The sequence below is a fragment of the Aliidongia dinghuensis genome, assembly GCF_014643535.1.
Classification (GTDB): domain Bacteria; phylum Pseudomonadota; class Alphaproteobacteria; order ATCC43930; family CGMCC-115725; genus Aliidongia; species Aliidongia dinghuensis.
This window is the reverse complement of the sequence record NZ_BMJQ01000006.1, coordinates 169,747-193,094: the sequence shown is the minus strand read 5'-3', so window position 1 is coordinate 193,094 and position 23,348 is coordinate 169,747. Positions and strand designations below refer to the sequence as shown.

At 65.9% G+C, this 23,348-nt stretch carries 23 protein-coding genes; 6 read left to right on the top strand and 17 right to left on the bottom strand.

Translation table 11 applies throughout. The features are described 5' to 3' along the window. Window positions 1-15: 15 nt before the first annotated feature. From IEY58_RS13235 to IEY58_RS13220, 4 genes are all read right to left on the bottom strand, one after another. The gene (locus IEY58_RS13235) at window positions 16-711 is read right to left on the bottom strand and encodes a response regulator (RefSeq protein ID WP_229743696.1); all 696 of its coding nucleotides are present in this window, start codon (window positions 709-711) and stop codon (window positions 16-18) included. After that, a complete protein-coding gene (locus IEY58_RS13230; RefSeq protein ID WP_189046425.1) occupies window positions 708-2,372 on the bottom strand; it encodes a PAS-domain containing protein in 1,665 nt (554 codons plus the stop codon). Before IEY58_RS13230 ends, IEY58_RS13235 begins: the two co-directional genes overlap by 4 nt. An 11-nt stretch (window positions 2,373-2,383) precedes the next feature. Further along, window positions 2,384-2,983, bottom strand: coding sequence for a TetR/AcrR family transcriptional regulator (locus tag IEY58_RS13225; RefSeq protein WP_189046423.1), 600 nt, complete (start codon window positions 2,981-2,983; stop codon window positions 2,384-2,386). A gap of 95 nt (window positions 2,984-3,078) precedes the next feature. Further along, complete coding sequence (locus IEY58_RS13220; RefSeq protein WP_189046421.1) at window positions 3,079-3,987, bottom strand: NAD(P)-dependent oxidoreductase; 909 nt, start codon at window positions 3,985-3,987, stop codon at window positions 3,079-3,081. Window positions 3,988-4,433: 446 nt separating this feature from the next. Here IEY58_RS13220 and leuA point away from each other — a divergent pair, with 446 nt between their 5' ends. Then, a complete protein-coding gene (gene leuA, locus IEY58_RS13215; protein WP_189046419.1) occupies window positions 4,434-6,098 on the top strand; it encodes a 2-isopropylmalate synthase in 1,665 nt (554 codons plus the stop codon). A 58-nt stretch (window positions 6,099-6,156) separates the two neighbouring features. Here the strand turns inward: leuA and IEY58_RS34795 are convergent, their stop codons facing one another. The 5 genes from IEY58_RS34795 to IEY58_RS13195 form a co-directional block, all read right to left on the bottom strand. Beyond that, window positions 6,157-6,510, bottom strand: coding sequence for an STY0301 family protein (locus IEY58_RS34795; protein ID WP_407648397.1), 354 nt, complete (start codon window positions 6,508-6,510; stop codon window positions 6,157-6,159). Next, window positions 6,497-6,934 (bottom strand): BPSL0067 family protein, encoded by a 438-nt coding sequence (locus tag IEY58_RS13210; RefSeq protein WP_189046417.1) that lies wholly within the window; start codon window positions 6,932-6,934, stop codon window positions 6,497-6,499. Before IEY58_RS13210 ends, IEY58_RS34795 begins: the two co-directional genes overlap by 14 nt. Before the next feature lie 193 nt (window positions 6,935-7,127). Continuing rightward, the gene (locus IEY58_RS13205) at window positions 7,128-7,670 is read right to left on the bottom strand and encodes a hypothetical protein (RefSeq protein WP_189046415.1); all 543 of its coding nucleotides are present in this window, start codon (window positions 7,668-7,670) and stop codon (window positions 7,128-7,130) included. A gap of 106 nt (window positions 7,671-7,776) precedes the next feature. Next, window positions 7,777-9,030, bottom strand: a complete 1,254-nt coding sequence (locus tag IEY58_RS13200) for an ArgE/DapE family deacylase (protein ID WP_189046413.1) — start codon at window positions 9,028-9,030, stop codon at window positions 7,777-7,779. Continuing rightward, window positions 9,027-10,268 carry an allantoate amidohydrolase gene (locus tag IEY58_RS13195; protein WP_189046411.1) on the bottom strand — a complete coding sequence of 414 codons (1,242 nt, stop codon included), beginning with the start codon at window positions 10,266-10,268 and terminating at the stop codon, window positions 9,027-9,029. Before IEY58_RS13195 ends, IEY58_RS13200 begins: the two co-directional genes overlap by 4 nt. 265 nt (window positions 10,269-10,533) lie before the next feature. Here IEY58_RS13195 and IEY58_RS13190 point away from each other — a divergent pair, with 265 nt between their 5' ends. After that, window positions 10,534-11,160 carry a hypothetical protein gene (locus tag IEY58_RS13190; protein WP_189046410.1) on the top strand — a complete coding sequence of 209 codons (627 nt, stop codon included), beginning with the start codon at window positions 10,534-10,536 and terminating at the stop codon, window positions 11,158-11,160. A gap of 21 nt (window positions 11,161-11,181) precedes the next feature. Further along, window positions 11,182-11,577, top strand: a complete 396-nt coding sequence (locus IEY58_RS13185; RefSeq protein WP_189046408.1) for a VOC family protein — start codon at window positions 11,182-11,184, stop codon at window positions 11,575-11,577. A 3-nt stretch (window positions 11,578-11,580) separates the two neighbouring features. On the opposite strand, the gene IEY58_RS13180 is transcribed toward IEY58_RS13185, so the two are convergent. Then, window positions 11,581-12,519 carry a bifunctional helix-turn-helix transcriptional regulator/GNAT family N-acetyltransferase gene (locus tag IEY58_RS13180; protein ID WP_189046406.1) on the bottom strand — a complete coding sequence of 313 codons (939 nt, stop codon included), beginning with the start codon at window positions 12,517-12,519 and terminating at the stop codon, window positions 11,581-11,583. Window positions 12,520-12,900: 381 nt separating this feature from the next. Here IEY58_RS13180 and IEY58_RS13175 point away from each other — a divergent pair, with 381 nt between their 5' ends. Together IEY58_RS13175 and IEY58_RS13170 are read left to right on the top strand one after the other, a co-directional pair. Continuing rightward, window positions 12,901-13,464, top strand: coding sequence for a hypothetical protein (locus IEY58_RS13175; protein ID WP_189046404.1), 564 nt, complete (start codon window positions 12,901-12,903; stop codon window positions 13,462-13,464). Continuing rightward, complete coding sequence (locus IEY58_RS13170; RefSeq protein WP_189046402.1) at window positions 13,464-13,721, top strand: hypothetical protein; 258 nt, start codon at window positions 13,464-13,466, stop codon at window positions 13,719-13,721. Before IEY58_RS13175 ends, IEY58_RS13170 begins: the two co-directional genes overlap by 1 nt. A gap of 16 nt (window positions 13,722-13,737) precedes the next feature. Here IEY58_RS13170 and IEY58_RS13165 read toward each other — a convergent pair whose 3' ends face one another. The 6 genes from IEY58_RS13165 to IEY58_RS13140 form a co-directional block, all read right to left on the bottom strand. Further along, complete coding sequence (locus tag IEY58_RS13165; RefSeq protein ID WP_189046401.1) at window positions 13,738-13,941, bottom strand: hypothetical protein; 204 nt, start codon at window positions 13,939-13,941, stop codon at window positions 13,738-13,740. Window positions 13,942-14,346: 405 nt separating this feature from the next. Next, a complete protein-coding gene (locus IEY58_RS13160) occupies window positions 14,347-15,987 on the bottom strand; it encodes a hypothetical protein (protein WP_189046399.1) in 1,641 nt (546 codons plus the stop codon). A 3-nt stretch (window positions 15,988-15,990) separates the two neighbouring features. Next, on the bottom strand, window positions 15,991-16,668 hold the full coding sequence (locus tag IEY58_RS13155; RefSeq protein WP_189046397.1) for a hypothetical protein: 678 nt from the start codon (window positions 16,666-16,668) through the stop codon (window positions 15,991-15,993). A 3-nt stretch (window positions 16,669-16,671) separates the two neighbouring features. After that, window positions 16,672-16,935 (bottom strand): hypothetical protein, encoded by a 264-nt coding sequence (locus IEY58_RS13150; protein ID WP_189046395.1) that lies wholly within the window; start codon window positions 16,933-16,935, stop codon window positions 16,672-16,674. A 138-nt stretch (window positions 16,936-17,073) separates the two neighbouring features. Beyond that, window positions 17,074-17,508 (bottom strand): hypothetical protein, encoded by a 435-nt coding sequence (locus tag IEY58_RS13145; protein ID WP_189046393.1) that lies wholly within the window; start codon window positions 17,506-17,508, stop codon window positions 17,074-17,076. Between the two features lie 66 nt (window positions 17,509-17,574). Then, window positions 17,575-18,699 (bottom strand): hypothetical protein, encoded by a 1,125-nt coding sequence (locus tag IEY58_RS13140; RefSeq protein WP_189046391.1) that lies wholly within the window; start codon window positions 18,697-18,699, stop codon window positions 17,575-17,577. 1,342 nt (window positions 18,700-20,041) lie between these two features. Between IEY58_RS13140 and IEY58_RS13135 the strand changes: the two genes are divergently transcribed. Beyond that, window positions 20,042-20,755, top strand: coding sequence for a hypothetical protein (locus IEY58_RS13135; protein WP_189046389.1), 714 nt, complete (start codon window positions 20,042-20,044; stop codon window positions 20,753-20,755). Between the two features lie 31 nt (window positions 20,756-20,786). Here IEY58_RS13135 and IEY58_RS13130 read toward each other — a convergent pair whose 3' ends face one another. Continuing rightward, window positions 20,787-23,336, bottom strand: a complete 2,550-nt coding sequence (locus tag IEY58_RS13130; protein WP_189046388.1) for an AAA family ATPase — start codon at window positions 23,334-23,336, stop codon at window positions 20,787-20,789. Window positions 23,337-23,348: the final 12 nt, after the last annotated feature.

The window sequence follows — 23,348 nt, the reverse complement described above, 5'->3', positions numbered from 1 at the left end:
GACGCGGCGCGCCCCTCAATCGCCCCGGAACAAGTACCCCGCGCCATAGACCGTCTTGATGATCTCCGGCTGGCGCGGGTCGCGTTCGATCTTGCGGCGCAGCTGGACGATATGGGCGTCGATGCTGCGGTCGAACGGCTCGCCGCCGCGGTCGGCGAGGTCGAGGATCTGGTCGCGCGAGAGGACCCGGTTCGGGTGGGTCGCGAGCACGGACAGGATGGCGAATTGCGCCGTCGTGAGTGCCACCGGCCGGCTGTCGGCGTCGACAAGGATGCGGGCGTCGAGGTCGAGCTTCCAGGCGCCGAAGGCGAGCAGGCGGTTCGCGGCCGGCGCTGCCGTTCGGCTCATGCGGCGCAGCACCGTGCGGACGCGGGCGACGAGCTCGCGCGGCTCGAACGGTTTCGCCACATAGTCGTCGGCGCCCAGTTCCAGGCCGAGCGCCCGGTCGATCGGCTCGCCGCGTCCGGTCAGGATGATGACAGGCAGGTCGCGCTCGCGTCGGAGCGCCTTCAGATGGTCGAGCCCGTCTTCGCCCTTGAGGTTGAGGTCGAGGACGATGAGATCGATCGGCTGGTCCTGGATGAGCCGGCGCAGGTCGGCGCCGGTTGCGGCCGTCACGACGTTGAAGCCGGCCGGCTCCAGGCAGCGCCGCACGAGCGTGCGGATGGCCGCATCATCGTCCAGCACCAGGATCTGGCCGCTGCCACTCATGATGCCGCCCGGCCGAGCCGGTCGCGTATCGCTTCGGCGAGCTCGCGCGGGCCGAACGGCTTCGACAGCACCGGCCGGTCGCGCCAATCGGCCCGCGCCATCGCCCGGTCGGGATAGCCCGACATCAAGAGGATGCGCGTGCCGGGCACGTGGTCCTCGACCCGGGCCGCAAGCTCGAGGCCGCTGACGCCGCCCGGCATCTCGATGTCCGACAGCACCAGGTCATAGGTACCGCCGCTCGCGAGCAGGGCCAGCGCCTGCTGGCCGTCCGTCGCCTCGCTGATGCGGTAGCCGAGCCCTTCGAGCGTTCGCCGAACGAAGCCGCGCACGCGGATGTCGTCCTCGACCAGCAGGATATGCTCGCTGCCGCCGAGCGGTCGGCCGGGCGCTGCCGGCGCGTCGGCGGGCGCCTCGGCCGGATGATGGCGCGGCAGGACGAGCTCGATCGTCGTGCCCTGGCCGACCGTGCTCAGGATGCGGGCGACACCGCCCGAACGGCGCACGAAGCCATAGACCATGCTGAGCCCCAGGCCCGTGCCGCCGCCGTCCGATTTCTTCGCCGTGAAGAACGGCTCGAACGCGCGCTCGCGCACGTCGGGCGGCATGCCGCAGCCGGTATCGGTCACGGTCACGACCAGATGATCGCCCGGCGCCAGGTCGGGGCGCGCGGTCGCATCATGGGGGCGCGTCTCGACCCGGATGGTGAGCCGTCCGCCGTCGGGCATGGCGTCGCGGCTGTTGTTCGCCATGTTCAACAGTGCGTTCTCGAACTCGCTGCGGTCGGCCTCGATCAGCCAATCCTCGCCGGCGAACTCGATCGCAAGCTCGATGTCGTCGCCGAGCGCGCGCGACAGCAGCGGCTCGATGTCGGCGACGACCCGTTTCGGGTCGTAGGTCGCGGGCGACAGGGGCTGGCGGCGCGAGAAGGAGAGCAGGCGCCGCACCAGGTCCGCGCCGCGCCGGCTCGCGTCCAGCGCCTCGCCGATCATGGCGCCCGCCTCGCCCGGCAGCGGGCCCAGGTCCTCGACCAGCGCCAGATTGCCCATGACGATGGTAAGCAAGTTGTTGAAGTCGTGGGCGAGCCCGCCGGTCAAGGCGCCGATCGCCTCCATCTTCTGGGCATGGCGCAGCGTCGCCTCGGCCTTGTTGCGCTCGGCCACCTCCGCCTGCATGCGCCGGTTGGCCGCTTCGAGCTCCGTCATGCGCTCGCGCACCCGGTGCTCGAGATGGTCGACGCTCTCCTGCAGCTGGCGCTCGACCTGCTTGCGCTCGCTGATGTCGTTGTAGACCGTGACGAAGCCCAGGCCGGGAATCGGGTTGCCGCGCACTTCGAGCACGGTGCCGTTCGGCCGGACCCGTTCGAAACGATGCGGCACGAACTGCAACGCCAGCTCGACGTGCTCGGCCACATAGCTTTCGACGTCGACCGGGCCATATTCGCCGCGCGCCGCGTTCCAGCGCAGGAAATCCTCGAGCGGGGCGCCGATATATGCCAGCGAACGCGGCAGCTCGAGCAGGTCGAAGAAGCGCTGGTTCCAGGCGAGGAGGTTCAAGTCCGCGTCATAGACCGTGAAGCCTTCGCCCATATATTCGAGTGCGGCCTGCAGCACCGCGATCCGGTCGTCGACCGGAAAGCCGGAGCTCGTCTGCCTCGACCGCATCGGCCGCGCCTTCAGTCGGCGCGGAACTGCGCGACCAGCCGCCGGGCGATCGTCTCCGGGCTGTCGCCGTTGCTCTTGTACCAGGCGAGCGACCAGTTGAGCGCGCCCAGCAGCGCCAGGCGCAGGAACTGCCGGTCCTGATGGGGGCCGAGCGGCAAGTCGGCGACCAGCTCGCGGAACGTCTCCTCGTAGCGGTCGCGCTGGCGCACCAGCTGGTCGCGGACGGAGCCGGCCGGGCTCGGCCAGTCGGCGACGACGGCCGCCGCGTAGCCGCTCGTGTCGAGCAGGGTCGAAAGATGGGCGGCGGCGGCGGCTTCGAGCCGCTTCCAAGGGTCGCTCTCGCGCGCGACCGCGGCCAGCACCGCCTCCTGCATCTGGTCGATGCCGATCGTGTAGACCGCGACGAGCAGGTCTTCCTTGGACGGGAAATGATAGTAGAGCGAGCCCGGCAGCATGCCGACGGCGGTCGCGATGTCGCGCATCGAGGTGCTGTCGTAGCCGCGCGCGCCGAACAGGCGGGCGGCCTCGTCGAGCAGCAGGGTCCGGCGGTTGTCCGAACGGGCGAACCCGTCCGAGGACGGCAAGGTGGCGCTCTTGGGGCGTCTTGACATGGGGCGTTGGGTCCGAACCAGGCTCTCGAGGTGATGTGACGCCGCCGATCCTAAAGGAACAGGCGGCGTTCCGCACGAGCCGTGATACGGCCGGTCTATCCGGCGGCAGTCACGCGCTTCACGATGTCGATCGCGCGGCGGATGAGCGTCTCCGACGCTTCCGGCGTGCGGAAGGCGGCATGGGATGTCAGCGTGACGTTCGGCAGCCGGGTCAGCGGATGGTCGGCCGCGAGCGGCTCGTTCGCGAACACGTCCAAGCCTGCATGGCGCAGGTGGCCGCTTTCGAGCGCTTGGATCAGTGCCGCCTCGTCGACGAGCGCACCGCGCGCCGTGTTGATCAGGATGGCGCCGGGCTTGAGCTTGGCCAGCTCCGTGGCACCCAACATGCCGCGCGTCTCGTCGTTCAAGGCAATATGCAGCGACAGGATGTCGGCCCTGGCCAGCACCTCGTCTCGGCTGACGAGCGGGACGGGGGCGTCCGGCACCGGCGAGCGGTTCCAGGCAATGACTTCCATCCCGATGCCCTTGGCGATGCGTGCCACCTCGAGGCCGATGCCGCCCAGGCCGATCAGGCCCAGCACCTTGCCGTCGAGCTGCATGCCGCCCTGCGGCCGCCAAGTGCCGGCGCGAAGCTCCCGATCCATGCCCGCGACCGACCGTGCGGAGGCGAACAGCAGTGCCACCGTATGCTCGGCCACGGCCCGGTCGCCGTAGCCCTTGATGGTATGGACCGTGACGCCGAGTTCTTTGAGCTCGGCCACGTTCATGTAGCTGGCGGCCCCCACGCCCAGGAACACGACATGGCGCAGGTCCGGGCACTGCTTCACCACGTCCGTCGGCAGATGGGAATGATCGTCGATCACCACCTGATAGCCCGCGACCAGCGGCGGGATGGCGCCCGGCGCCTGGGCCAGGTTGACGGTGATGGCCGGGTCGTCGGCCCGGTGCACGCGCCGGAACACCGGCTCCATCTGCGGATTGCAGTCGATGAAGATCGTTTTCATGAGGGCTGGGTCCGGTTCAGGCTGTGGAGCGTTCGGAAATGATGCAAATCATGGCGCTGCGGCAGCAATATTACAAAACCGCATTGCAGACATCCCGCTTGTTTTGAGTGAAACCGAATGCCGCGGTTGACAAGGAAACCGGGATCGTGGAATCGCTAGACTCATGACTGACCGGATCGCCAGCCTGCTTCGACTTTAAGACCCGACCTCTCGCGAGGGGTCGGGCCGTTGGTATGTCGTCTGCTGGTTTCGAAGAGTTCCGGGTACCCGTCATGTCTATGTCCAAGATCACGTTTGTCGACCGATCTCGCCCGGGGCGAGGTGATGGTTGGATTTCGATCGAGCTCGTTCTGCGACTTCGTGGCGGCCGCCGGGCCTGACGGCTGCCCGCCGGCTGTAACGCTGCCGCGTCAATTCCTGTCGATCTGAACTGAAGAGCTCGTCCAATGCTGACCAACCCCTCGACCAAGTACCGCGCGTTCACCCCCGTCTCGCTGCCGGATCGCACCTGGCCCAACAAGACCATCACCAAGCCGCCCATCTGGTTGTCGACCGATCTCCGCGACGGCAATCAGGCGCTGATCGAGCCGATGGACGGCGAGCGCAAGCGCCGCTTCTTCGATCTCCTGGTCAAGTCCGGCTTCAAAGAGATCGAGATCGGTTTCCCGTCGGCCTCGCAGACCGAGTTCGATTTCGTGCGCGAGCTGATCGAGGCGAAGCGCATCCCGGACGATGTCTGGGTCCAGGTGCTGACCCAGGCCCGGCCGGAGCTGATCGAGCGCACGTTCGAAGCCTTGAAGGGCGTGCCGCGCGCGATCGTGCATTTCTATGGTGCCACCGCGCCCAACTTCCGGCGCATCGTGTTCGGCCAGGACAAGGCAGGCACCGTGGCGCTCGCCGTGGCGGCTGCGAAGCAGATCAAGGAGCTGGCCCGGAGCCGGCCCGAGACCGAGTGGCGCTTCGAATATTCGCCGGAAGTGTTCAGCGGCACCGAGCTCGATTTCGCCGTCGAGATCTGCAACGCGGTGCTCGACGTCTATCAGCCGACGCCGGAGAAGAAGGTCATCCTCAATCTGCCGGCGACCGTCGAGATGTCGACGCCCAACATCTATGCCGACCAGATCGAATGGTTCGGCCGGCATGTGAGCCGGCGCGACAGCGTCATCATCAGCGTGCACCCGCACAACGACCGCGGCACCGGCGTCGCCGCAACCGAGCTCGCGGTCATGGCCGGCGCCGACCGGGTCGAGGGCTGCCTGTTCGGCAATGGCGAGCGCACCGGCAACGTCGATATCGTGACCCTGGCGCTCAACATGTACAGCCAGGGGATTTCGCCGGCGCTCGACTTCTCCGACATGCGCGAGGTCGTGAAGACCGTCGAGTATTGCAACCAGCTGCCGGTGCCGGCACGCCATCCCTATGCGGGCGACCTGGTGTTCACCGCCTTCTCCGGCTCGCACCAGGACGCGATCAAGAAGGGCTTCGCCGACCGCGAGGGCAAGAACGACGAGTTCTGGGAGCTGCCCTACCTGCCGATCGACCCGGCCGACATCGGCTGCACCTACGAGGCGGTCATTCGCGTCAACAGCCAGTCGGGCAAGGGCGGCGTCGCCTGGCTCTTGGAGCAGGACCGCGGGCTCAAGCTGCCGCGCCGGCTGCAGATGGCGTTCAGCAAGGTAGTGCAGGACATCTCCGATCGCACCGGCAAGGAGCAGACCGCGGCCGACATCTGGGATGCGTTCCGCCGGACCTACCACCTGGACGGCGAGCCGCGCATCCAGCTGATCGAGCATCAGGAGAGCGGCACGGGCAAACAGCGCCAGATCACGGCGCGCATCCTCATCGACGGGCGCGAGCGCACGGTGACCGGCCAGGGCAATGGCCCGATCTCGGCCTTCATCGATGCGATCCGCCAGGCCTGCGGGGTCCAGCTCGACCTGGTCGACTATCAGGAGCACACGCTCCGCGCTAGCGCCGATGCACAGGCCGCGTCCTATATCGAGTTCCGTGGGGCCGACGGCGCCACGATCTTCGGCGTCGGCCTCGACGAGGACATCTCGACAAGCTCGCTCAAGGCGGTGGCGAGCGCCGCCAACACGGCGCTGGGCTGAGGCGAAAAGGAGTGGGCCGCATTTGAATAATGCTGGCCCACTCTCTTGTCTGCTGCCGTTATTTGCAGGTTAGTGAGTTCTTGCTGTTTCTATCTGACTTGAATGTGCAGGTGTTTACTTTTGGCGCCTTCAGAACGATAGACGGGACTTTGGATCCGTATTGGCATTCGACGTATAGCTGTCGCCCGGCTTCGAATATATAAGCGACATCCCAATCAGATTTGCCGCCACCCGTTTTTTCCTTTTTGAAAGTATCGGGCATCAAATCTGCGTGCTCGTCCGGCGGGCCATCGAATAAGGTCACCGTCGACAGGTGCGTTCCGGCCTGCGCGTCGGGGCACTTGATCTCTTCTGCCGAAGCAAGTGTAGGAATTAGCACCAACAATGCGAGCGCAATTCTATTCAATGACATAAAAATTGTCCCCATTGTTGGAATTCCCGTGGGCGCCAAATTTTAAGGTTCTTCTGTGGATGGGTTTTGCGGGGGGAGTTACCCACTGGTCGACAACGTTTATCCCAGAAGCGGTCTGACTTTCATAGATCGCGGCATGTCCGGAATATTGGCCGTTTGAGTCGAAGGTGGCGATCGCAGTCCCTGCCAATATTTTCGTGTCGCCCTTCACGAGCGTCCCTTTCTTCCATCGCTTCGTATCAACGGGAATTGTCGGGCATACGGTGGTAACAAATGAAACGCATTGCCCGCAGTAATCCGGGTTGTGGGTTTTATTCGCGGGCGGTGCTGCGTCATAGGGCTGGTTCGAGGAAATTCGGGTGCATACCCATTTCCCCAACGGCGCATTCGGGTTATTTGCGTAATTTGATGAAACATAAGGCATAAACGGTGCTCCTGAACGGGAATATAAGTGCGCCCTCCAGTTGCGGGAGGCTATTAATGTGCGTGCTTCAGCAATGATCCCACGATGCATCTCTGGAATATGAAGGTGCGAATTTGCTCTGATGTCCTGCGATCACCTAAAGCGGTGACAAAGAAGGCGCTGTCGGCGTTCCAACGCTGAGGGCTTCGCTCTCTCAGCAGCTCTTGGCCCTCACGCAGGCCTGAACTTCCGCAAGCTTCTTCAAATAGCCCTGGACATAGAGCGCCGGGATCGTCGTGGTCGTGTAGGCGTTGCGGCCTTCCACCCGAATGTCGATGCCCGAGGCCGCATGGGCTTCGAGATAGCCCGGCGGCAGGTAGACGGCGACCTCCTCGTAGGTATCCTCGTCCTTGTGGGGGCGGTCGTGGCCGAGCGATTGAACGCGCAGCAGTTGCGCCTGGTCATCATGGGCGGCAAAGTACAGGGCGACGAAGCCCTCGGATTTCTCGGTCAGATCAATCCAGGTCGTATTCCCTCCGCCGCCATCGAGACTCGTCACCAGGTACCGGGTCTGATTGAGCCCGTACGTGACATGCATTAGCGGCTTGCCAGTGACGACCGTTCGTGCCGAGTACTTGTCGTAGGCGAAATACGTGCCGTCATAGGCTTCCTGCGGTGAGTCGATCTGTGTCGCGCACCCGGTCAGCAACAACAGTCCACATACCGCCACGAGGTGGCGGAAGGTTCTCGTGCCCATGAAACGCTCTTCGGCTTAGGCTGGGGGAGGCCGAAGCCGGAGCGGCATCGGCGCGATGAGGTGGCGCGATACTACCTCACCGTGCAGATGTTCCGCAATCGTTCTCTTATGGATTGCCGTCGGAGAGCAGGTCGGCGAGGGTCAGCGCCACGACCTTCGTCGCCTTGCGCAGGTCCTCCAGCACCAGGTTCTCGTCGGCGCGGTGGCCGTTCGCCTCGAGCAGCGTGCGCGGGCCGGCACCGTAGAGCACGGCCGGAATGCCGGCGCCGCTGTAGAGCCGGGCGTCGGTATAGATCGGCACGCCGTCGGCCGGGATCGTCTCGCCCAGCACCGTCGCGGCATGGCGCTGGAGGGCGGCGACCAGCTTCTCCTGGCCCGGCAGCGGCTGCAGCGGCCGGGCGAGCAGCACGCGGCGGATCTTGACCCGGACGCCGGACATCTGGGCCGCCACCGCCTCGATCGCGGCCACAAGGTCGCGCTCGACCACCTCCGGCGTCTCCTCCGGGATCATGCGCCGATCGAGGCGGAAGGTGACGAGATCAGGCACGACATTCGTGTTGATGCCGCCCTCGATCAGGCCCACGACCAGCGTCGGGTGGCCGATGCCGGGTACGTTGGAACGGGTCGCCTGATAGCCCTCGCGGAGCGCGTAGAGGCTGGTGAGCAGCCTGGTTGCGGCCTCGAGCGCGTCGATGCCGGTGTCGGGGCGCGCCGCGTGGGCCGACTTGCCCTCGACCCGCACCTCCAGGTGCAGGCAGCCGTTGTGCGCGATCACGACGTTATAGGCGAAGCCGGCGCTGATGACGTAGTCGGGCTTGCTCAGGCCCGTCTCGATGATCCGGCCGGGGCCGATCTGGCCGCCCACCTCCTCGTCGTAGGTGAAATGCAGCTCGACCGTGCCCTCGAGCGGGGCGCCGCTCGCGATCAGCGCCTTGAGCGCGAAGGCGTATGTGGCGAAATCCGACTTCGAGACGGCGACGCCGCGGCCGACCATGCGGCCGTCGCGGATCTCGGCGCCATAGGGATCGCTCGTCCAACCCTCGCCCGGCGCCACCACATCGCCGTGGGCGTTGAGCGCAACGGTGGGGCCTGACGTGGGATCGGCGCCGAAACGGTGACGCACGATCAGGTTGGTGGCGCTCACCATGCCGTTGGCGGCGACCGCGTCGGCCGGCACGGGGTGGCGCTCGACCGTGAAGCCCAGGCCTTCAAGCAGCTCGGCCGCGCGGGCGCCATGCGGTGCGCAGTCGCCGGGCGGGTTGTCGGACGGCACCTTGACGAGCTCGGCCAGGAAGGCGACCGCGTCCTGGTGGTGCCGGTCGATGTGGGCGGCGAGCCCTAGGGCGAGATCGGATGTCACAGCGGGCTCCTCGGCTGGAAGTCACGGATGAAGCGGGCGAGCACGCGGGCGCCGGCCTCGGCGTCCGCCGCGCTGATCGCCTCGGCGGGATTGTGGCTGATGCCGCCCTGGCAGCGGACGAAGATCATGGCGATATCGGTCAGTGCCGCGATCGCCATGCCGTCGTGGCCGGCGCCGCTCGGCAGGCTGCGGAGCGCATGGCCCTCATGCTCGATCGCGTCGCGGATCTGGTCGGCGAGCCAGGGCGCGCAGGGCGCCGAGGCGGCATCGTGGGTCTTGGCGGCCGTGATCGTGACGCCGCGGTGCCGTGCGATCGCCTCGAAACCGGCGATGAGGTCAGCGAGCGCCGCCGCGCGCCGTGCGTCGGCGGGCGCCCGCAGGTCAACCGTGAAGCGGGCGCTGCCCGGGACTACGTTGACGGCGCCTGGCCCGGCCTCGATCCGGCCGACCGTGCCGACCAGGTCCGGCTCGGCCGCGGCCCGCCGCTCGACCAGCAGCACGCATTCCGCCGCGGCGGCGAGCGCGTCGCGCCGGCCGGCCATCGGCACGGTGCCGGCGTGGCCGGCCATACCCTCGACCGTGACAGCGAGCCGTGTGGCACCGCTGATCGCCGTGACGCAGCCGACGGCGAGCCCCTCGGCCTCGAGCACCGGTCCCTGCTCGATATGCAGCTCGACATAGCCAAGCAGTTCGTCCGGCCGGCGTGCCGCGGCGTCGATGGCCGCCGGATCGAGCCCGAAGCGGGAGAGGGCTTCCGCCATGGTGATGCCGTCGCCGTCGGCTCGGTCGAGCACCGTCCGGTCGAACGTGCCGGCGAGCGCCCGGCTGCCGAGCAGGGTCGCGCCGAAGCGCGTGCCCTCCTCGTCGGCGAAGCCCACGACCTCGATCGCGAAGGGCAGGCAGATGCCGTTCTGGGCGAGGTCGGCGACGCAGGCGATGGATGTCACCACGCCCAGCATGCCGTCGTAGCGGCCTGCGTCGACCACCGTGTCGAGATGGGAGCCCAGCAGCAGGGCTGGCTGGCCCGGCGTCGCCGCCTCATAGCGGCCGATGACGTTGCCGATCGCGTCGGTGCGCACGCTCATGCCCGCGTCGCGCATCCATTCCCGGACCAGTGCGTTGGCGCGGGCGTGTTCGGGCGTCAGGAAGCGGCGCACGAGCATGCCCGGCTGCTCGCTGATCGCTGCCAGTTGATCGAGCCGGTCCATCAGGCCGGCTCCGTCGAGCGCGCTCGTCATCGTTCGTCCAGATCCTCATGCAGCGCTTCGATAGGGGCGAGGCCGCGCCGGCCGCCCCCATTCGGTCGAGCAGGCCGGCGTTCAACAAGTGCAGCAGTGCCATTAGTGCCAGGTGGTTGTCGAGCGGTGACTGGCTCATGGTCTCGCACGCGTGGCGCCGCGTCGCCTTGTCCGTGCACGCTGGCTTGCGGTGGACGGGCTGAACTGCCACCGTGCGTTGCCTGTTATCGGGCGAAAGATCGGTCGGAGCGTTCGGGTGTCGTTCATGGGGATGAGGATTGCGTTGCTGCTGGCGGGGCTGCTGCTGCTCGACCAGGTGGCGTTTGCCGATGACGCGGTCGATCCGCGCTTCGTTGCCTTCATCAAGAGCGACGCCCATCGCGCGGCCGTGCTCAAGGTTGCTGCCGCGCAGGCCCAGGGATTGCCGGCGCCCTGCGCCGCGGCGCGCTATCGGCCGGCCGGCGATGTCGACCTCTATCGGCCGCCCCAGTTCGACGGCGGCGGCCGGATCATTCACGGCCTGTGGCGGGAGCAGGTGCTGGCCGAGGGCTGCGGCACGATGGAGCTGCTCAATATCTTCTCGCTCGCAACAGCGAGCGGCGAGCCGGAGCTCTTGGGCGGCCTGCCGGGCACGACGCGCGCCGACCTGGTCATCCAGAAGCAGGCCTTGCCGCTTGCGGCGAAGGGCCTGCCGCCCGAAGCGGCACAATGCCGCGACGTCCACGTCGTCGACACGGTGCTGGCGCCCGACGCGCCGGCCGACCGGCACATGCCTTGGCACGAGACCTGGACGGTGCTCGCCTGCGACAAGGCCTATCCCGTGCCGCTAAACTTCACGCCGAGCAGCGATGGTGCGACCATCGCGCTCGACACGCCGCCGCCGCATTCCTGAGCGCGGCCAAAGGGAGGTCCCATGCCCGCCATCGCCATGGATCATTTCACCATCCTGACCGAAGACGTCTCGGCCACCGTTGCCTTCTATGGCGACATCCTCGGGCTCGAGCCGGGGCCGCGCCCGCCATTCGACTTCCCCGGCGCCTGGCTCTACGGCGACGGCCGGCCGATCCTGCATGTCGTCGGCGGGCGGCCGCTGCCGCAAGATCCGCAAGGCGTGCTCGACCACATGGCCTTCACCGCGACCGGTCTCAAAGAGACCCTGCGCCGGCTCGACGCCCGCGGCGTCTCCTATGACTTGCGCCAGCTGCCGGGCGGCGGCCTCTGGCAGCTGTTTTTCCTCGACCCGAGCGGCGCCCGCGTCGAGCTCGATTTCCGCGGCGAGGAAACCGCGCCCGAGGGGTGGCAGGAGTAGGAGCTAAAGCTCCAGTTCCCAGTTCTCGCCGACGAGGTCCTGGCCGAAGCTGTGGTGGCGCTCGCTTGCGACCAGGCGGAAGCCGGCGCGGGCGTAGATCGCGCGGGCGGCGGTCAGAATGTCGTTGGTCCAGAGCGTGATTTTCCCGTAGCCACGCGCGCGGGCGAAAGCGATGCATTCCTCGGTCAAGCGCCGGCCGAGGCCGAGGCCGCGCGCCGACGGCTCGACCAGCAGCAGGCGCAGCTTCGCGACCGTGTCGGTCTCGCGCACCAGGAACACGCAGCCCACGACCTCGTCGCCGCGCTCGGCGATCCAGGCCCGCTCGCGCGCCGGGTCGAAATTGTTGATGAACTGCACGCCGATCTCGGCGACCAGCGCCTCGAACCGCTCGTCCCAGCCATATTCCTGGTGATAAAGCACGCCGTGCCGATGGACGACCCAGCCGATGTCGCCCGGGCGATGCGGTCGTAGCGTATAGGGCTCGGCCGCCGTGGTCCCGGCCGGTTCCGGCCGCGGGTCGAGCAGCGCCTCGATCTCGGCCATGGCCCGGATGAGCCGCGCCTGGGCCGGCGGATCGAGCTTGGCCAGCATGGTGGCAACATCGGCGGTCGAGCGCTCGTCGAGCGGTGCGAAGGCGGCGCGGCCGGCGTCGGTCAGTGCCAGATGGCTCTGCCGCCCGTCCTCGGCCGAGCGGTGCTTCCCGACCAGGCCTTGCGTCTCGAAACCGCGGATCATGCGGCTCAGGTACCCGGCGTCGAGGCCCAGGTCCTGCCCAAGCGCGCTCGCGGTCACATGGGTCCGGTGCGCCAGTTCGTAGAGCACGCGTGACTGGGTGAGCGAGAACGGCGTCGCGAGCAGCCCTTCCTGCAGCACGCCGATCTGGCGCGTGTAGAACCGGTTGAAGCGCCGGATGGCGCCGATGCGGGTCGCGAGCTCGTCCATGATCCTGGCCTCCGATGACGGACCGCCAGGATCGATAATATGCTTGACTGAGTCAACTATCCTGGCTGCGGGCTCAGATCTCCAGCCGGAAGCCGACCTCGATCACCTGCTTTTGCGTCAGCGAAAAACAGGAAGAAAATGGCGGATTTCTGCGGAGTAGTTCTTGTGGATTGTCCCCCAATTTATGTATGGGGGACAATTTTTGGAATTTTGAAAGCGGAGCCGGGTTCCGCGAAATACCCCGGCCGGCCCTTCCATGGCAGCCGGCGGACCAGCACGGCATGCCCGCCCAGCCAGGTTAATCTACAGCCATAGCAAGAGCGCTGTGAACTTTCACTCAATCGGGCCGTTAGCCCATCCGGGTAAGAGCGGAGCCGCAACGTGGATCAGCCATACGTCAACATGCTCGCCGACAGCATCGGCGTGCCGGATGCCTACCTCGGCGATGTCAACCAGCAAGAAGCTGGCAACGTCATGCTGGCTCTGACCGGCTTTCGGTGCATCAACGTCAGCGCGCGCCTGGCGCTGGAGAACCTGTTGCGCAGCCGGACCCGCGGCGCGCAGCGGGGTTTCTACCAGCATCTGACCATCGTCAAGAGCTGGGCTGAAGGATCACCTTACGAACGACCGTGGTGCCTCTCGCCCGACGAATTCGCTTGGGCCGCACCGCAGATCGTCAAGGGTAAGATCCCAAATCCTGCTGGCAAGGACTGGTTCGAACGAAATGTTTCCCACGCATATTCGGCGATCGGCATTGTCGCGTTGGCCGGCCTCTTTTTCCCTGAGTCCGCGGTCGTCGCCGCTGCTGGCACAGCCGCAAGGGTCCTCGGAGGCGTTGCCGGCTCGGTAGACCTCGCGCACCTTATCGGCAGCACCGCCGGGCCAACCGTCACACGCGCCTATGAGGTTGAAGCGAGGCGACGTTCCTACTCTCAGAGCATCTAATGGTCGAACAATCGCCGTTGCCTTACCGGCTGACCATGTACACGAGCGCGGTGGTCGGCTTGCTGCTCGGCCTTTATGGCAACTGGCTCCCCTCGGCGCCGCTGCTGTTTATCGCGCTGATCATGCAGTGGCGGCGCGTCCTACCGCCGAAGTTCGAATGGACGCGCTGGACTACCGTGATCGCGTTAGCGCTTCTGATCGCGATCGACATCTACGGGATGGTCGATCCGCAGGTTGAGCCGTTCTTCGGGCAGTAGGTGGGCGGGAAGGTAGCTATGCCGTGCCCCAGATGAAACCCTCGTTGAGCCCGTGGTCGCGCTCGTAGGCTGCGATGGCGTCGAGCACGAGATAGAACCGGGCCGCCTTGTCGCTGTCCTCTCGGGCATGGTGGCGTAGGTCATGAGCAAGGGCATGGGCCAGCTCGTAGTCGGCTGGCGTGCCGAGGATCATCTCGCCGTCGACACCCTCATAGACCACGGCGACCTCCTATCTCGGGGGTGACGGCCGGCGCGGATTGCGAGACGCGCCGGCCATCTTCAGCGCGGCGGCCCATGCCTGCGTCGCCGCGCCGATCTGGATAAGGGCGGCGACCGACACGCGGGCAAGGACGTGCCGGCCGCCTGGCGACACGACGGCAGCAGGACGTCGTGCCGATCGGATAGGGTGGCGAGACGACCATGGAATTCGCTCCCGTTGGGCAACGGGCACGGTCGTCTCGCCTGTCGAGCCCGCTCCCTACGGCCAAGTTGAGGACGGGCTCGATCTCTCGCGATCAGGTGATGAGGATCATCGACCCGATCAGGGTCATGAGGGCACGGATGGGTGCCCGTAACGTTCGTCTCGGCCGGCGCTGCATGCGCGCCCGGACGGCAAGGTGCACGATCACAGCTTCCGGCCCATCCGGGCCTTCTGGTATTCGGACGGCATGGCCTGGCACGCCTTCGTGAAGGCTGCCGCCTTCCGCAGTCCGGATTTTTCGAACTCGGCGGCGCGAGCGTTGATCGCGTCGGCCGCTTCCTGCGCGCCGTCGCCGTCATCGCCGTCATCGGCCTTGGCGATCTGCTGGGCGCTGGCGCCGCGGTTCCGATACGTGCTGTAGCTCGACGGGTCTTCGGCGCAGGCCTGGCCGAACGCCTTCGCGAAACTGGTCTTGCCGCCGCTGGACTTCTGGATCTGCTGGGCGCGCTTGTTCAGGACGTCCAAGGCGGCATCCGCCGCGGACGTGTCGTTCTGGGCAGCCCTCAGCGTCGCGTACATCTCGGGGTTACGCGTCGCGGCCCTCGTGAACGCCTTGGCGAACGTCGTGCGCTCGGCCTTCTGGATCTCCTCCGCCTTGCGAGCAAGGCCCCGTTCGGCCTTGGTGACCGTCAGATGGTCGACCCTGCCGTTACGCAGCGCGTCACGGTGATGCTTGACCAGTGCGGCCAGTGCCTGGCGCTCATCGCCGTACAGCGCATCGGCGCCCTGGCCGAAAATCCGAGCGAGCCAGCCCTCGAACTTCTCGCCCGAGGACGGCAGGTTCTGGGCGGCGTGTTCAAGCACGGCCTGCATCTCGGCGGCCTTCTGTTCTTCGGACCGGGCATCCTGCGCGCCGACCATGTCGCCGTCGTCTCGGCCGTCGAAGCTTTTGCGGACGTCAGCGAGGAGATTGCGATAGTGCTGTTCGTAACCCGACATGCTCGTGTGCTCCTGTGATTTCCCAAAACGGGCGGCGCCGTGCATGAGGCCGGCGGCGAACCCCAGACCAAGCGCGCGGCCTGCTTTCCCAGCGCCCGCCGCGGCGGTTGCGGCGGCGAACGCGGCTGCCGCCGCTTTCTGGCCAGAGGGCGACCTTGCGGCCTCCCCGGCGCGGCGCAGGGCGTCCTGCGTTGCGGGATGCCTGAGACCGGCGTCAATCGCGCGCATCAGTGCCTGGCGGTTCGCCGGATGTGCTGCTACGGCGCCGACCGCTACGCCGGCAGCCGCAGCGGCGCCGTGGGTGGCGACCGATCGGCCGCTGATGTTGCTGAACAAGCTGCCGCGACTGGCAGGCGTGCTGGAACCGCCGCCATCGGCCGAGACGAACCGGCCGGTCGACGCGTCGTGGTGCTCGTTGAACTTCAGGATGCGCGCCTCGGGATACATCGTGAACTCGCCGAGGATTTCCGGGGTCAGGAAGTCGGGGCCGAACAGCTCGCCGGTCCCGTCCGCGTGCTTCATGATGATGCCGTTCGGGCCGTTCTCGTCACCGACCAGGAGGAAATCATCGCCGGCATGCGCCTGGCCGATCGCGAGGCTCTGGCCGCCTCTGGATTTCATCAAGATCACATCAGCGTCGGGGGATGCCGGCCGGTCGACCAAGCTGATTTCCCGGATGCGGAGCTTCTTCAAATTCGCCGGCATAGTCCCGAAGTCCTCGTTGTGCTTGTTGAACAGGGCCGCCCGGCCGAGCCTGGAACGTCGCTTGCCGCCGGCCCGCAGGTGACCCTCGCCCGGCGTGTGGACCAGGGATGGAGCGCCTGCGATGCCTTTGGCGACGGTCATGGCTTAGGCGGCCCGCTTCAGGACTTCGTCGTGACGGACCAACAGGCCACGGAGCACGCGCCTGGTGCGATCGCTAAGCCGCTGACATGCGGGGAGTGCCTTCAGTCGCTCCAGGCCAAGGCCGAAGCCAAGCGCTTGGCCGGCCGCATGGGCGGCTTCGGCGATGAAGCCCTTGTGCCAGAGCATGGCCGGCGCGACACGTGCCACGCCGAGCTTGTCGTTCAGCCCGACGAGGCGGACATGCAGGTTGTGCAGAAGGTCGATGTCGGCGCCCAGCTCGTCGAGCCTGACGTCGATCCGCTCGGCGACGACCATGTACGCGGCAGCCCACTCGGCGCCTTTGTCGAGCGCCGCCTCATACTCGGCGTTGGCGAGCACGGTCTGGGCTTTGACGCGCTGCGCATCGACAGCTTCAATGGCGGCTTGGGTCTCGACCTTGTCGTGGCTCATGCCGTCCAGCTCGGCGCGGATCGCCAGCAGGCGAACACGGGACGCGTCGTCGCCGCTCAGGATCGCGGCCGGGGCAAGGTCGCGCTGTTCGGCCGTCAGCTTCTCGGTACGGGCGTCGACCGCGGACAGGCGCTCGGCCAGCTCGTTGCGCAAGGTGTCGATCGTGTCGAGCGCGTGCTTGGCGTCGGCGACGGGATCGACGGTCGCGACGGGGGCGGGGGACTTGGCCACGGCTTAGGCCTCCTTCTTGGCGGGATAGTTCCCGATCCGAAGTTCCAGCGCTTCGACCTCCGGAAGAACCTTCTTGACCGCGGCGATCTCCGACCGGACTTCCTCCAGTCGGACGACGTGCGCGCGGGAACCGTGTTCGACGGTCAGGTCTTCCTCGCGGGCCTCAAGGTCCGCAAGGTGTCGTGCCAAGGCGGCAGTCGGAACGCACGCTGCGTTGCGCAGGTGGTATTCGGTGTCGACGGCGGCGGGGATGGGGGACTTGGTCATAGGGTGCACTCCGAAATCTGTTATCGGAGCGCATCATAGCACATAGAGATGAGTTTTGGCGCCTATGGCGCCAACCGAGGGTAAATCCGCCGGCCGGGCGGTGTCAAGCCTTTGTTTCGGACCGTCGAAGCGAAAGCTTCAGCGGAACCGCTTACCCCAAGCGTCAGAAGCCAAGGTATCGTCGAGCGCCGTTACGTCGTGCAGTTGCACGGCGGCCTTCTCCATCTGCTCTTTGATGTTTGTCAGGGCGGTTTTGGGAGCGAAGATCCACAGCCCGATCCGCCAGTCTGCGGGAGCGCCCCCAGCAGGCACGACCTTGTGCCTAGCAAGTCCCTCCCTGATCCGCGGAGCGTAGTCACTCTCGAACCCCTTGATCTTCGAGTACAGGGCGGGCCTCGGGGCCTTCGTGACTTCGACCATCCAAGCGATCCGCTCAGGAAAGGCTAGCGCCAGAAAGTCCGCACTCGCCTCCCACTCACCAGGCGTTCCGATCACGTATTGCGGGTTGAGGAACAGCCCGCGGTCCATGGTGAGATATTCCTCGACCGCCATCTCCCAGATGTCGCCTGCCATGGTCGCCTCGTCGAAAAGTTTTCACTCGGGCAGGTTACGGCGTTCAAGCGGAGATTGCAGCCCCAATTACCCTCGGGCACGCCATGAACCAACACCTGGACAGACCTCGGGCGTGGCCATCGACGATGTCCAATCCCATCCGGCCGTTGACGATGCACCCTGCGCAGGTTCTGCGGCCTCGATCGTCGGCACCTTGGCGCCCAGGGTCGGCAGTTGGCGCATATAGGTCCGCGCGCCGCCGAGATGGCAGCGGAACTGGAACATCGAATGCCCGGTCGCGTCATTGCGTGACATCCCGCCGGCCTGGAGCGCGGATGGCGCAGTCCTGATCGTGACCGCGTTCAAGATCACGTCGAGGCGGATCAGGAGATCGACGAGGCTCATGCTCTCGACACCCTGGCGCGTCTTGGCCAGCGCTCGGCGCAGCTCGGCGATGATCTCGTCCTTCTCGGCGATCTCGGCGGCACGGTCGGCGAGCGCCTGGCGCAAGGCCGCATCGGCGCCTGTCGACGTGCTTGCGCCGGCTCTCTTCTGGCGCTCCATCTCCTTCAGCAGTGCGAGAGCCTGACCAGCCACATGCTTCTCAGCCTTCGCCGGCCGGGTCGCGATCGTCACCGGAGGCGCTACGGCGAGGCTGGAGCGGCCTTCCGCGTTCCGGCTGTCGACGTCCGTCTCAAGGGCGACGTGTGCAGCGGGCGGCGGCGCGGCGGGCGCGTCGCCGAAGTCGGGGTGGGTCGCCGGCCCTTGGATCGAAGCGAGCCGGGCTTGGAGCTTCGTTGCGATCATCTCGCCGAATGACTGCGGCTTGGGCGCAGGTGCAGGTGATGGGTCGCTTGTTGCCTCGGCGGCGCGCGCCGCTTCTCGGGCCGCAATCTGGTTCTTGCCGGTGCCGGGAGGACGCCCGGCCCGCCGGCGGGGCGGGGCTCCGGGGTGCGGAGATGGGACCTGATAGACCAGCAGATTGTCGACATCGGTCCCGAGCGCCACGGCCAGGCGTTCGCGGGCGGCCGGGAGTTGCTGGTTAGCTCCGGAGCGCTGGCGCGCATCGGTCGAATGCTGGGCGAGGTGCTGGAGCCGGGCAATGGTGGCTCGACGATCGGGCACGGGGTCAGGCTCGCCTGCGGCGCGCGACTTGGCGCGGATGTCCTGTGCTACGCGGTTGGCCTCGGCGGCATGCTTGGCAGGCGTCATGACCTGTACCCCTGGAGCGATTTCGTAGGGACCAGGATAACACGGTGGCGGGGTGGGTCTGACGAAGGGGCGGAAACGGACCCAGGGGGCTATTGGGGAGGTCGGCTAGTAAGAGGCGCTTAAAATCGAAAATAATAGAAATCGGGGTGTCGGCTTTTGGTTGGATCGCCGAAGTGGCTGTTCGGTGGATAGGACGATAAGGGAAACCTAATCGGGACGTGGCTTGTAGCCGCGGCGGTCGTTTGACGCGGCGAAAGCCTGCGGCGAGGAAGCCGGAGGGTCGCATAGGCGCCTCGCCGACGCCCCTCTCCGACCCATTCGGCCCCCTTGTCCCCCAATCGCGTCCCCCAATAGGCATAACCGACGTCGGAAGCGGCTGAACGCCGCAGGAACGCTAGCGCTGAAGGCTAGATCGCACCTGATGCTTGATCAGATGGTGCGGTTTGGCGGGCGTTTTGGGCAGGTTGTGGCGTCGCGTCTATTGGGGCTCGAAACGTCGATCCGGCGCTTGGCGGACATATCGGCTCATCGACCAAATCGCCTCACCAAACGATCGTTTGGCTTGTTTCGTACTGACAGCATGCCTGCCCTCGCCACCTTGATCATCTCGATCTCATCGATCATCTGGCGCTCGCCGGTCGCGTCGCTCGTCTCAGGCGGCCCCCTCAAGAACGTCTTGGGCAGGGGTTGCACGATTACGTCTCTTCACTCTGATCGCTCGGGGGCTCCCTAGGGCCGGTCGCCCAGAGCACCGCGTCGGGTTAGACCGGCCCCCGTAGGGGGTGGAAAGACTGGAAAGCTGGAAAGCGCAGAAACCCTCACTTTTTTCGAGCCATTTTCGCTTTCCAAAAATCGGCCGACTGGAAAGCTCCGGAAAGCCGCCGAAAAGCCTAAAAAAGTGAGCATTTCTGCGCTTTCCAGCCTTTCCACTGGAAAGATTGGAAAGACTGGAAAGGCCCAAAATCGGGGTGCTTTCCAATGGTTGCGATTGCAAACATTGGAAAGCTCGGTCGGTGTGCTTACGTTCGCGTGCTAGGTCGTATTTGTTAACGTTTGTATGGCTTTATAGGCAAAAAAGCCTGCTATACCCCAAGCTGGCCGTCTTCATGGTCCTCACGCGGATAAAAACTGGAGGCGACGCGTGCCCAGATTTAGGATTTTCCAATCCCCGCTTCGGTCTGCCAACCCTATTAGCTTCGATGAGTTCATTAGGATTTCTAAGGGGCTCTCGATCAGCAGTGCTGCCGCGTCTGAAAGCGGCAGCCGAGGACCAGACTTTCTAGAAATAGGCTTAAGTCAGACCTTCAATCTACGTCTACAGGCCGATGGGGATACGCTTGTCGTGTCACTGGTTTCCACGCTCAGTCCAGGTGAATTTGCTCCCGTCAGGCTTGAGATCATAGGCAAAGACGAGGCGGTAACGGCAGAGTTACTGGAGCGGCGCCTTCATCATCTTCGGCAAGTCTATGCGGTGGCACTTCTGGTCGATGATGGCCGAGAGGATGATCTCGCGAGTGTGCTTCGCGATAATCCACTCGCTGACCTCGAACGTGAGTTGATAGCTGAGGAAGACAAGCTTGTCGTTCGCGAGGCTAGCCCCGGCTCGCTCTGGCTCTCTCTTATCGCCAAATCAAAGCAAGCCCGTCGGGCTCTTGTCTATGCCTGTGCAGTGCCTTTTGCGAAGGGGCGAGAGGCGCTCCTACGACGGGTTGTGGCAGGAACAGCGCTCATGGAATTAGAGGTTCTGGCGAAGGCGCAGGATTTGCGCCTGAAGGGAGCCCATGGTCTTATCGACCTTGCGAAGAAGATCGACAAAATCAAGGACAAAGATACGCGCGAGTTGATCAGGCAGCGCCTTCTTGCAGATATGATGGGGCTCACGCCTACCGGGTTGGCGTCTTCAAATACTCCTGCCCTTGATTATAGCCCCCCTTTGAGGGCCGCGTTCACTTCAGATGATACTCCCGTGTTGGCGGAACTGGAGAATAAACAAAAGAAAACGGGCGCCGGGAAGAAGCGGGGGTCTGCCAAGCGCTTGAACTCGTCCAATAGTTAGCTCGCGCCACCACCCTCGGCCGGCCGTCGACTTATTGACCGGCCGCCGCAGGAAGCGCGCCGGCCTTCCGGCACCGTACCGTCTGCGGCGACGTCGCACTCGCCTTCGTCCTGGTCAGCCACAGCTCGTAGGTGGTGCCGGCGACAATGATCTCTGCCGGGATGCCTTCCGTCGCGTTGGGCGGAAGGTACAGAGCATTGGCGATATCCGCGCGGGTCTGGCTATCCTTCAGATCGGCGGCTTTCCCGACCAGCGGGACCAGCCGGTTCAACAGCTCCGCCTCCCGGCCGCCCAGCGCGTCGAAGACACGCCGCAGCGTCGCCTGGCGCTCGTTCTCGGCGGCGTCCGCCTCTGCCTGCATGGCTCTCGGATCGCCGCGTAGCCGCTCCTCCATTGTGATCTGGCGGTAGACGGCAACGCGGTCGCTGTCGGCGGCGCCGCCCTCTACCTCGGGATCGGGAGTGCTATTGCCGCAGTCGAAGTCGACGAGCTCATACAGCAGCTCATCGCTCGCGCCGGACTTGTCGGGCGAATAGTTCGCCTTAGCGCCTTCGACCATCACGACGCTGCCGGTCAGGCCGCGGTCTTTCTTCTCCTTGGCCGTCAGCTTCATCACGGTCAGGGTGATGCGGCTGTCGTTGACGATCGCAGCCGTCCCGCTCACCGCATTGGCGCTGCCGTGGTCGCCCGAGCCGCTCTTGTTCGTGTGCGCGATCAGGTCGACGCTGATGCCCAGCCGCCGCGCCATTGAGGCAAGCTCGCTCGACAGGATGCCGCCCTCCATGGCCGAGTTGCCGTCGAGGCCGATCGACAACTTGCTGAGGGTGTCGAGCACGAGATGCTTGTAGCCGCCTTCGACGATGATCTGTTCGAGCCGGTCGAAATCCGGCGTGCGCTCTGGGCGCCCATGGTCGCCCTTGATCATGAGGGACCGGCGCTCGCCCGCTGTGTCGACGTAGGTGACGAACGGCGCGACGTCGTTGAAGTAGTCCAGCTCGTACCGCTCGCAGAACGCCATCACGCGCTTGGTGATGATGGCCATCTCGTCTTCCGCGCACCAGATCAGCACCCGGCCCCGGCGGACGACCTTCTCGCCCAGCAGTGGCATTCCCGAGGCGATGCAGACGGAGCGCGCGAGCGCATACGACGTCTTCGAGGCGCCCCCAGGACCAGCAATGACTGTCATGACGCCACGGATGGCCGTCCGGCCCATGACCCATGGCGTCGGCGGCTGCTGGGCCAGCGCGGGCGCGTTCTCGGCGGTATGATTGACCAGACAGAAGCCACCGCTGCCCAGCATGGCTTTCCGGCGCTCCTCAAACTCGCGCCTCGCCTTCTGGGCAGCCGTCTCGGGCTCGGTGACGGGCTCGAAGTCGTCGGCGGCCGGCTCGGGATGGGGATTTTTCCAGCCGTGCTTCAGCGCAAGCTCTCGGACCCTGATCCAGCCGATGGAGCTTGTATCCTGGCTATCCCACCGGCCGCGCGTCATCTCCTCTGTGTTCTCACCGCACTGCGCCGACCACGCGGCTACCACCGGATAGAACTCCTCCCGGCCGCCGCATGCCGCCTTCGCCGCGCGAACAAGCGGCTCCCACTCGTTGTAATCAGGCGTCACGTTCGGGATCGCGAAGAGCGCACTCCTCAAGCGCTCCCAATCCTCAGCGGCGACCTCTTCCGCCTCGAAGCCAGGTGCCAGGAACCGCGCATCGCCGATCTCCTTTCGCTCGGCAGACGACGTGCCGCTACTCGACGTGATCACGCCGACGATGCGGCCGGTGCCCTGCACGAACGTCGCATAACGGCACTGGATCTCCGCTACCTGCGCCGGGGTGGCGGCCGGGATGTCCGCCTCGTGCAGTGCGTAGGATGGGTCCGTGTCGCCGAAACCGATGTCAAAGCCGTACCAGCTCCCGCTCTCGTGGCGACCGTGCAGCAGCGCCTGCTGCCCCTTCGCCAAGGTCTCCAGCTTGCCATGGTCGACCTTGGCCGTTGGGTCGGTTGCTGGACTGTGGAATGGTATCGCCGTCTTCCTCAGCGGCGCCTCGCCTTCGGCCAGAACAACCCGCAGGAAGAGGGCGCAGCGGTTCGTGCCCGGGCGGCCGCGAACCGGCGGAGCGCATTCCAGCACGTCGCGCACGATGTCCACCAGGCCGTCACGAAGCGCCGCGTCGCGCTCCTCTGCCCCGTAGGTGTCGAGATCCAACGCGACGATCTCACCAAGGCGGATGCCGACCGCGCAGTCCCAGGTGTCCCACTCGGCCAGGTCGGCGGCGGTCGCCTCGCGGTCCTGCCACCCTTTCGTGCGGCTCCATATCCCGGTGCCCTTATCCAGCGTTGAAGGCGCTTTCTGGCCAGGCTCGACGGGCAGCAGGTACTTGGCGAACCACATGCCGACGTAGCGGCTGAAGCGGCCTTTGCCGGGCAGGTGCAGGACGTCGGCGGTGCGCTCGCGCATCTCGGCCGTCGATTTGGCGGAACGCTCGGCGTGTGGTAGGTTGGACGGGTTCAACATATTCTTCTCGCCTCCCGAACCCGCCAGCGCTGCACCGCTCGGCGGGTTCTCCTTTCTCAGCTCAGTCATGACCCTGCCCTC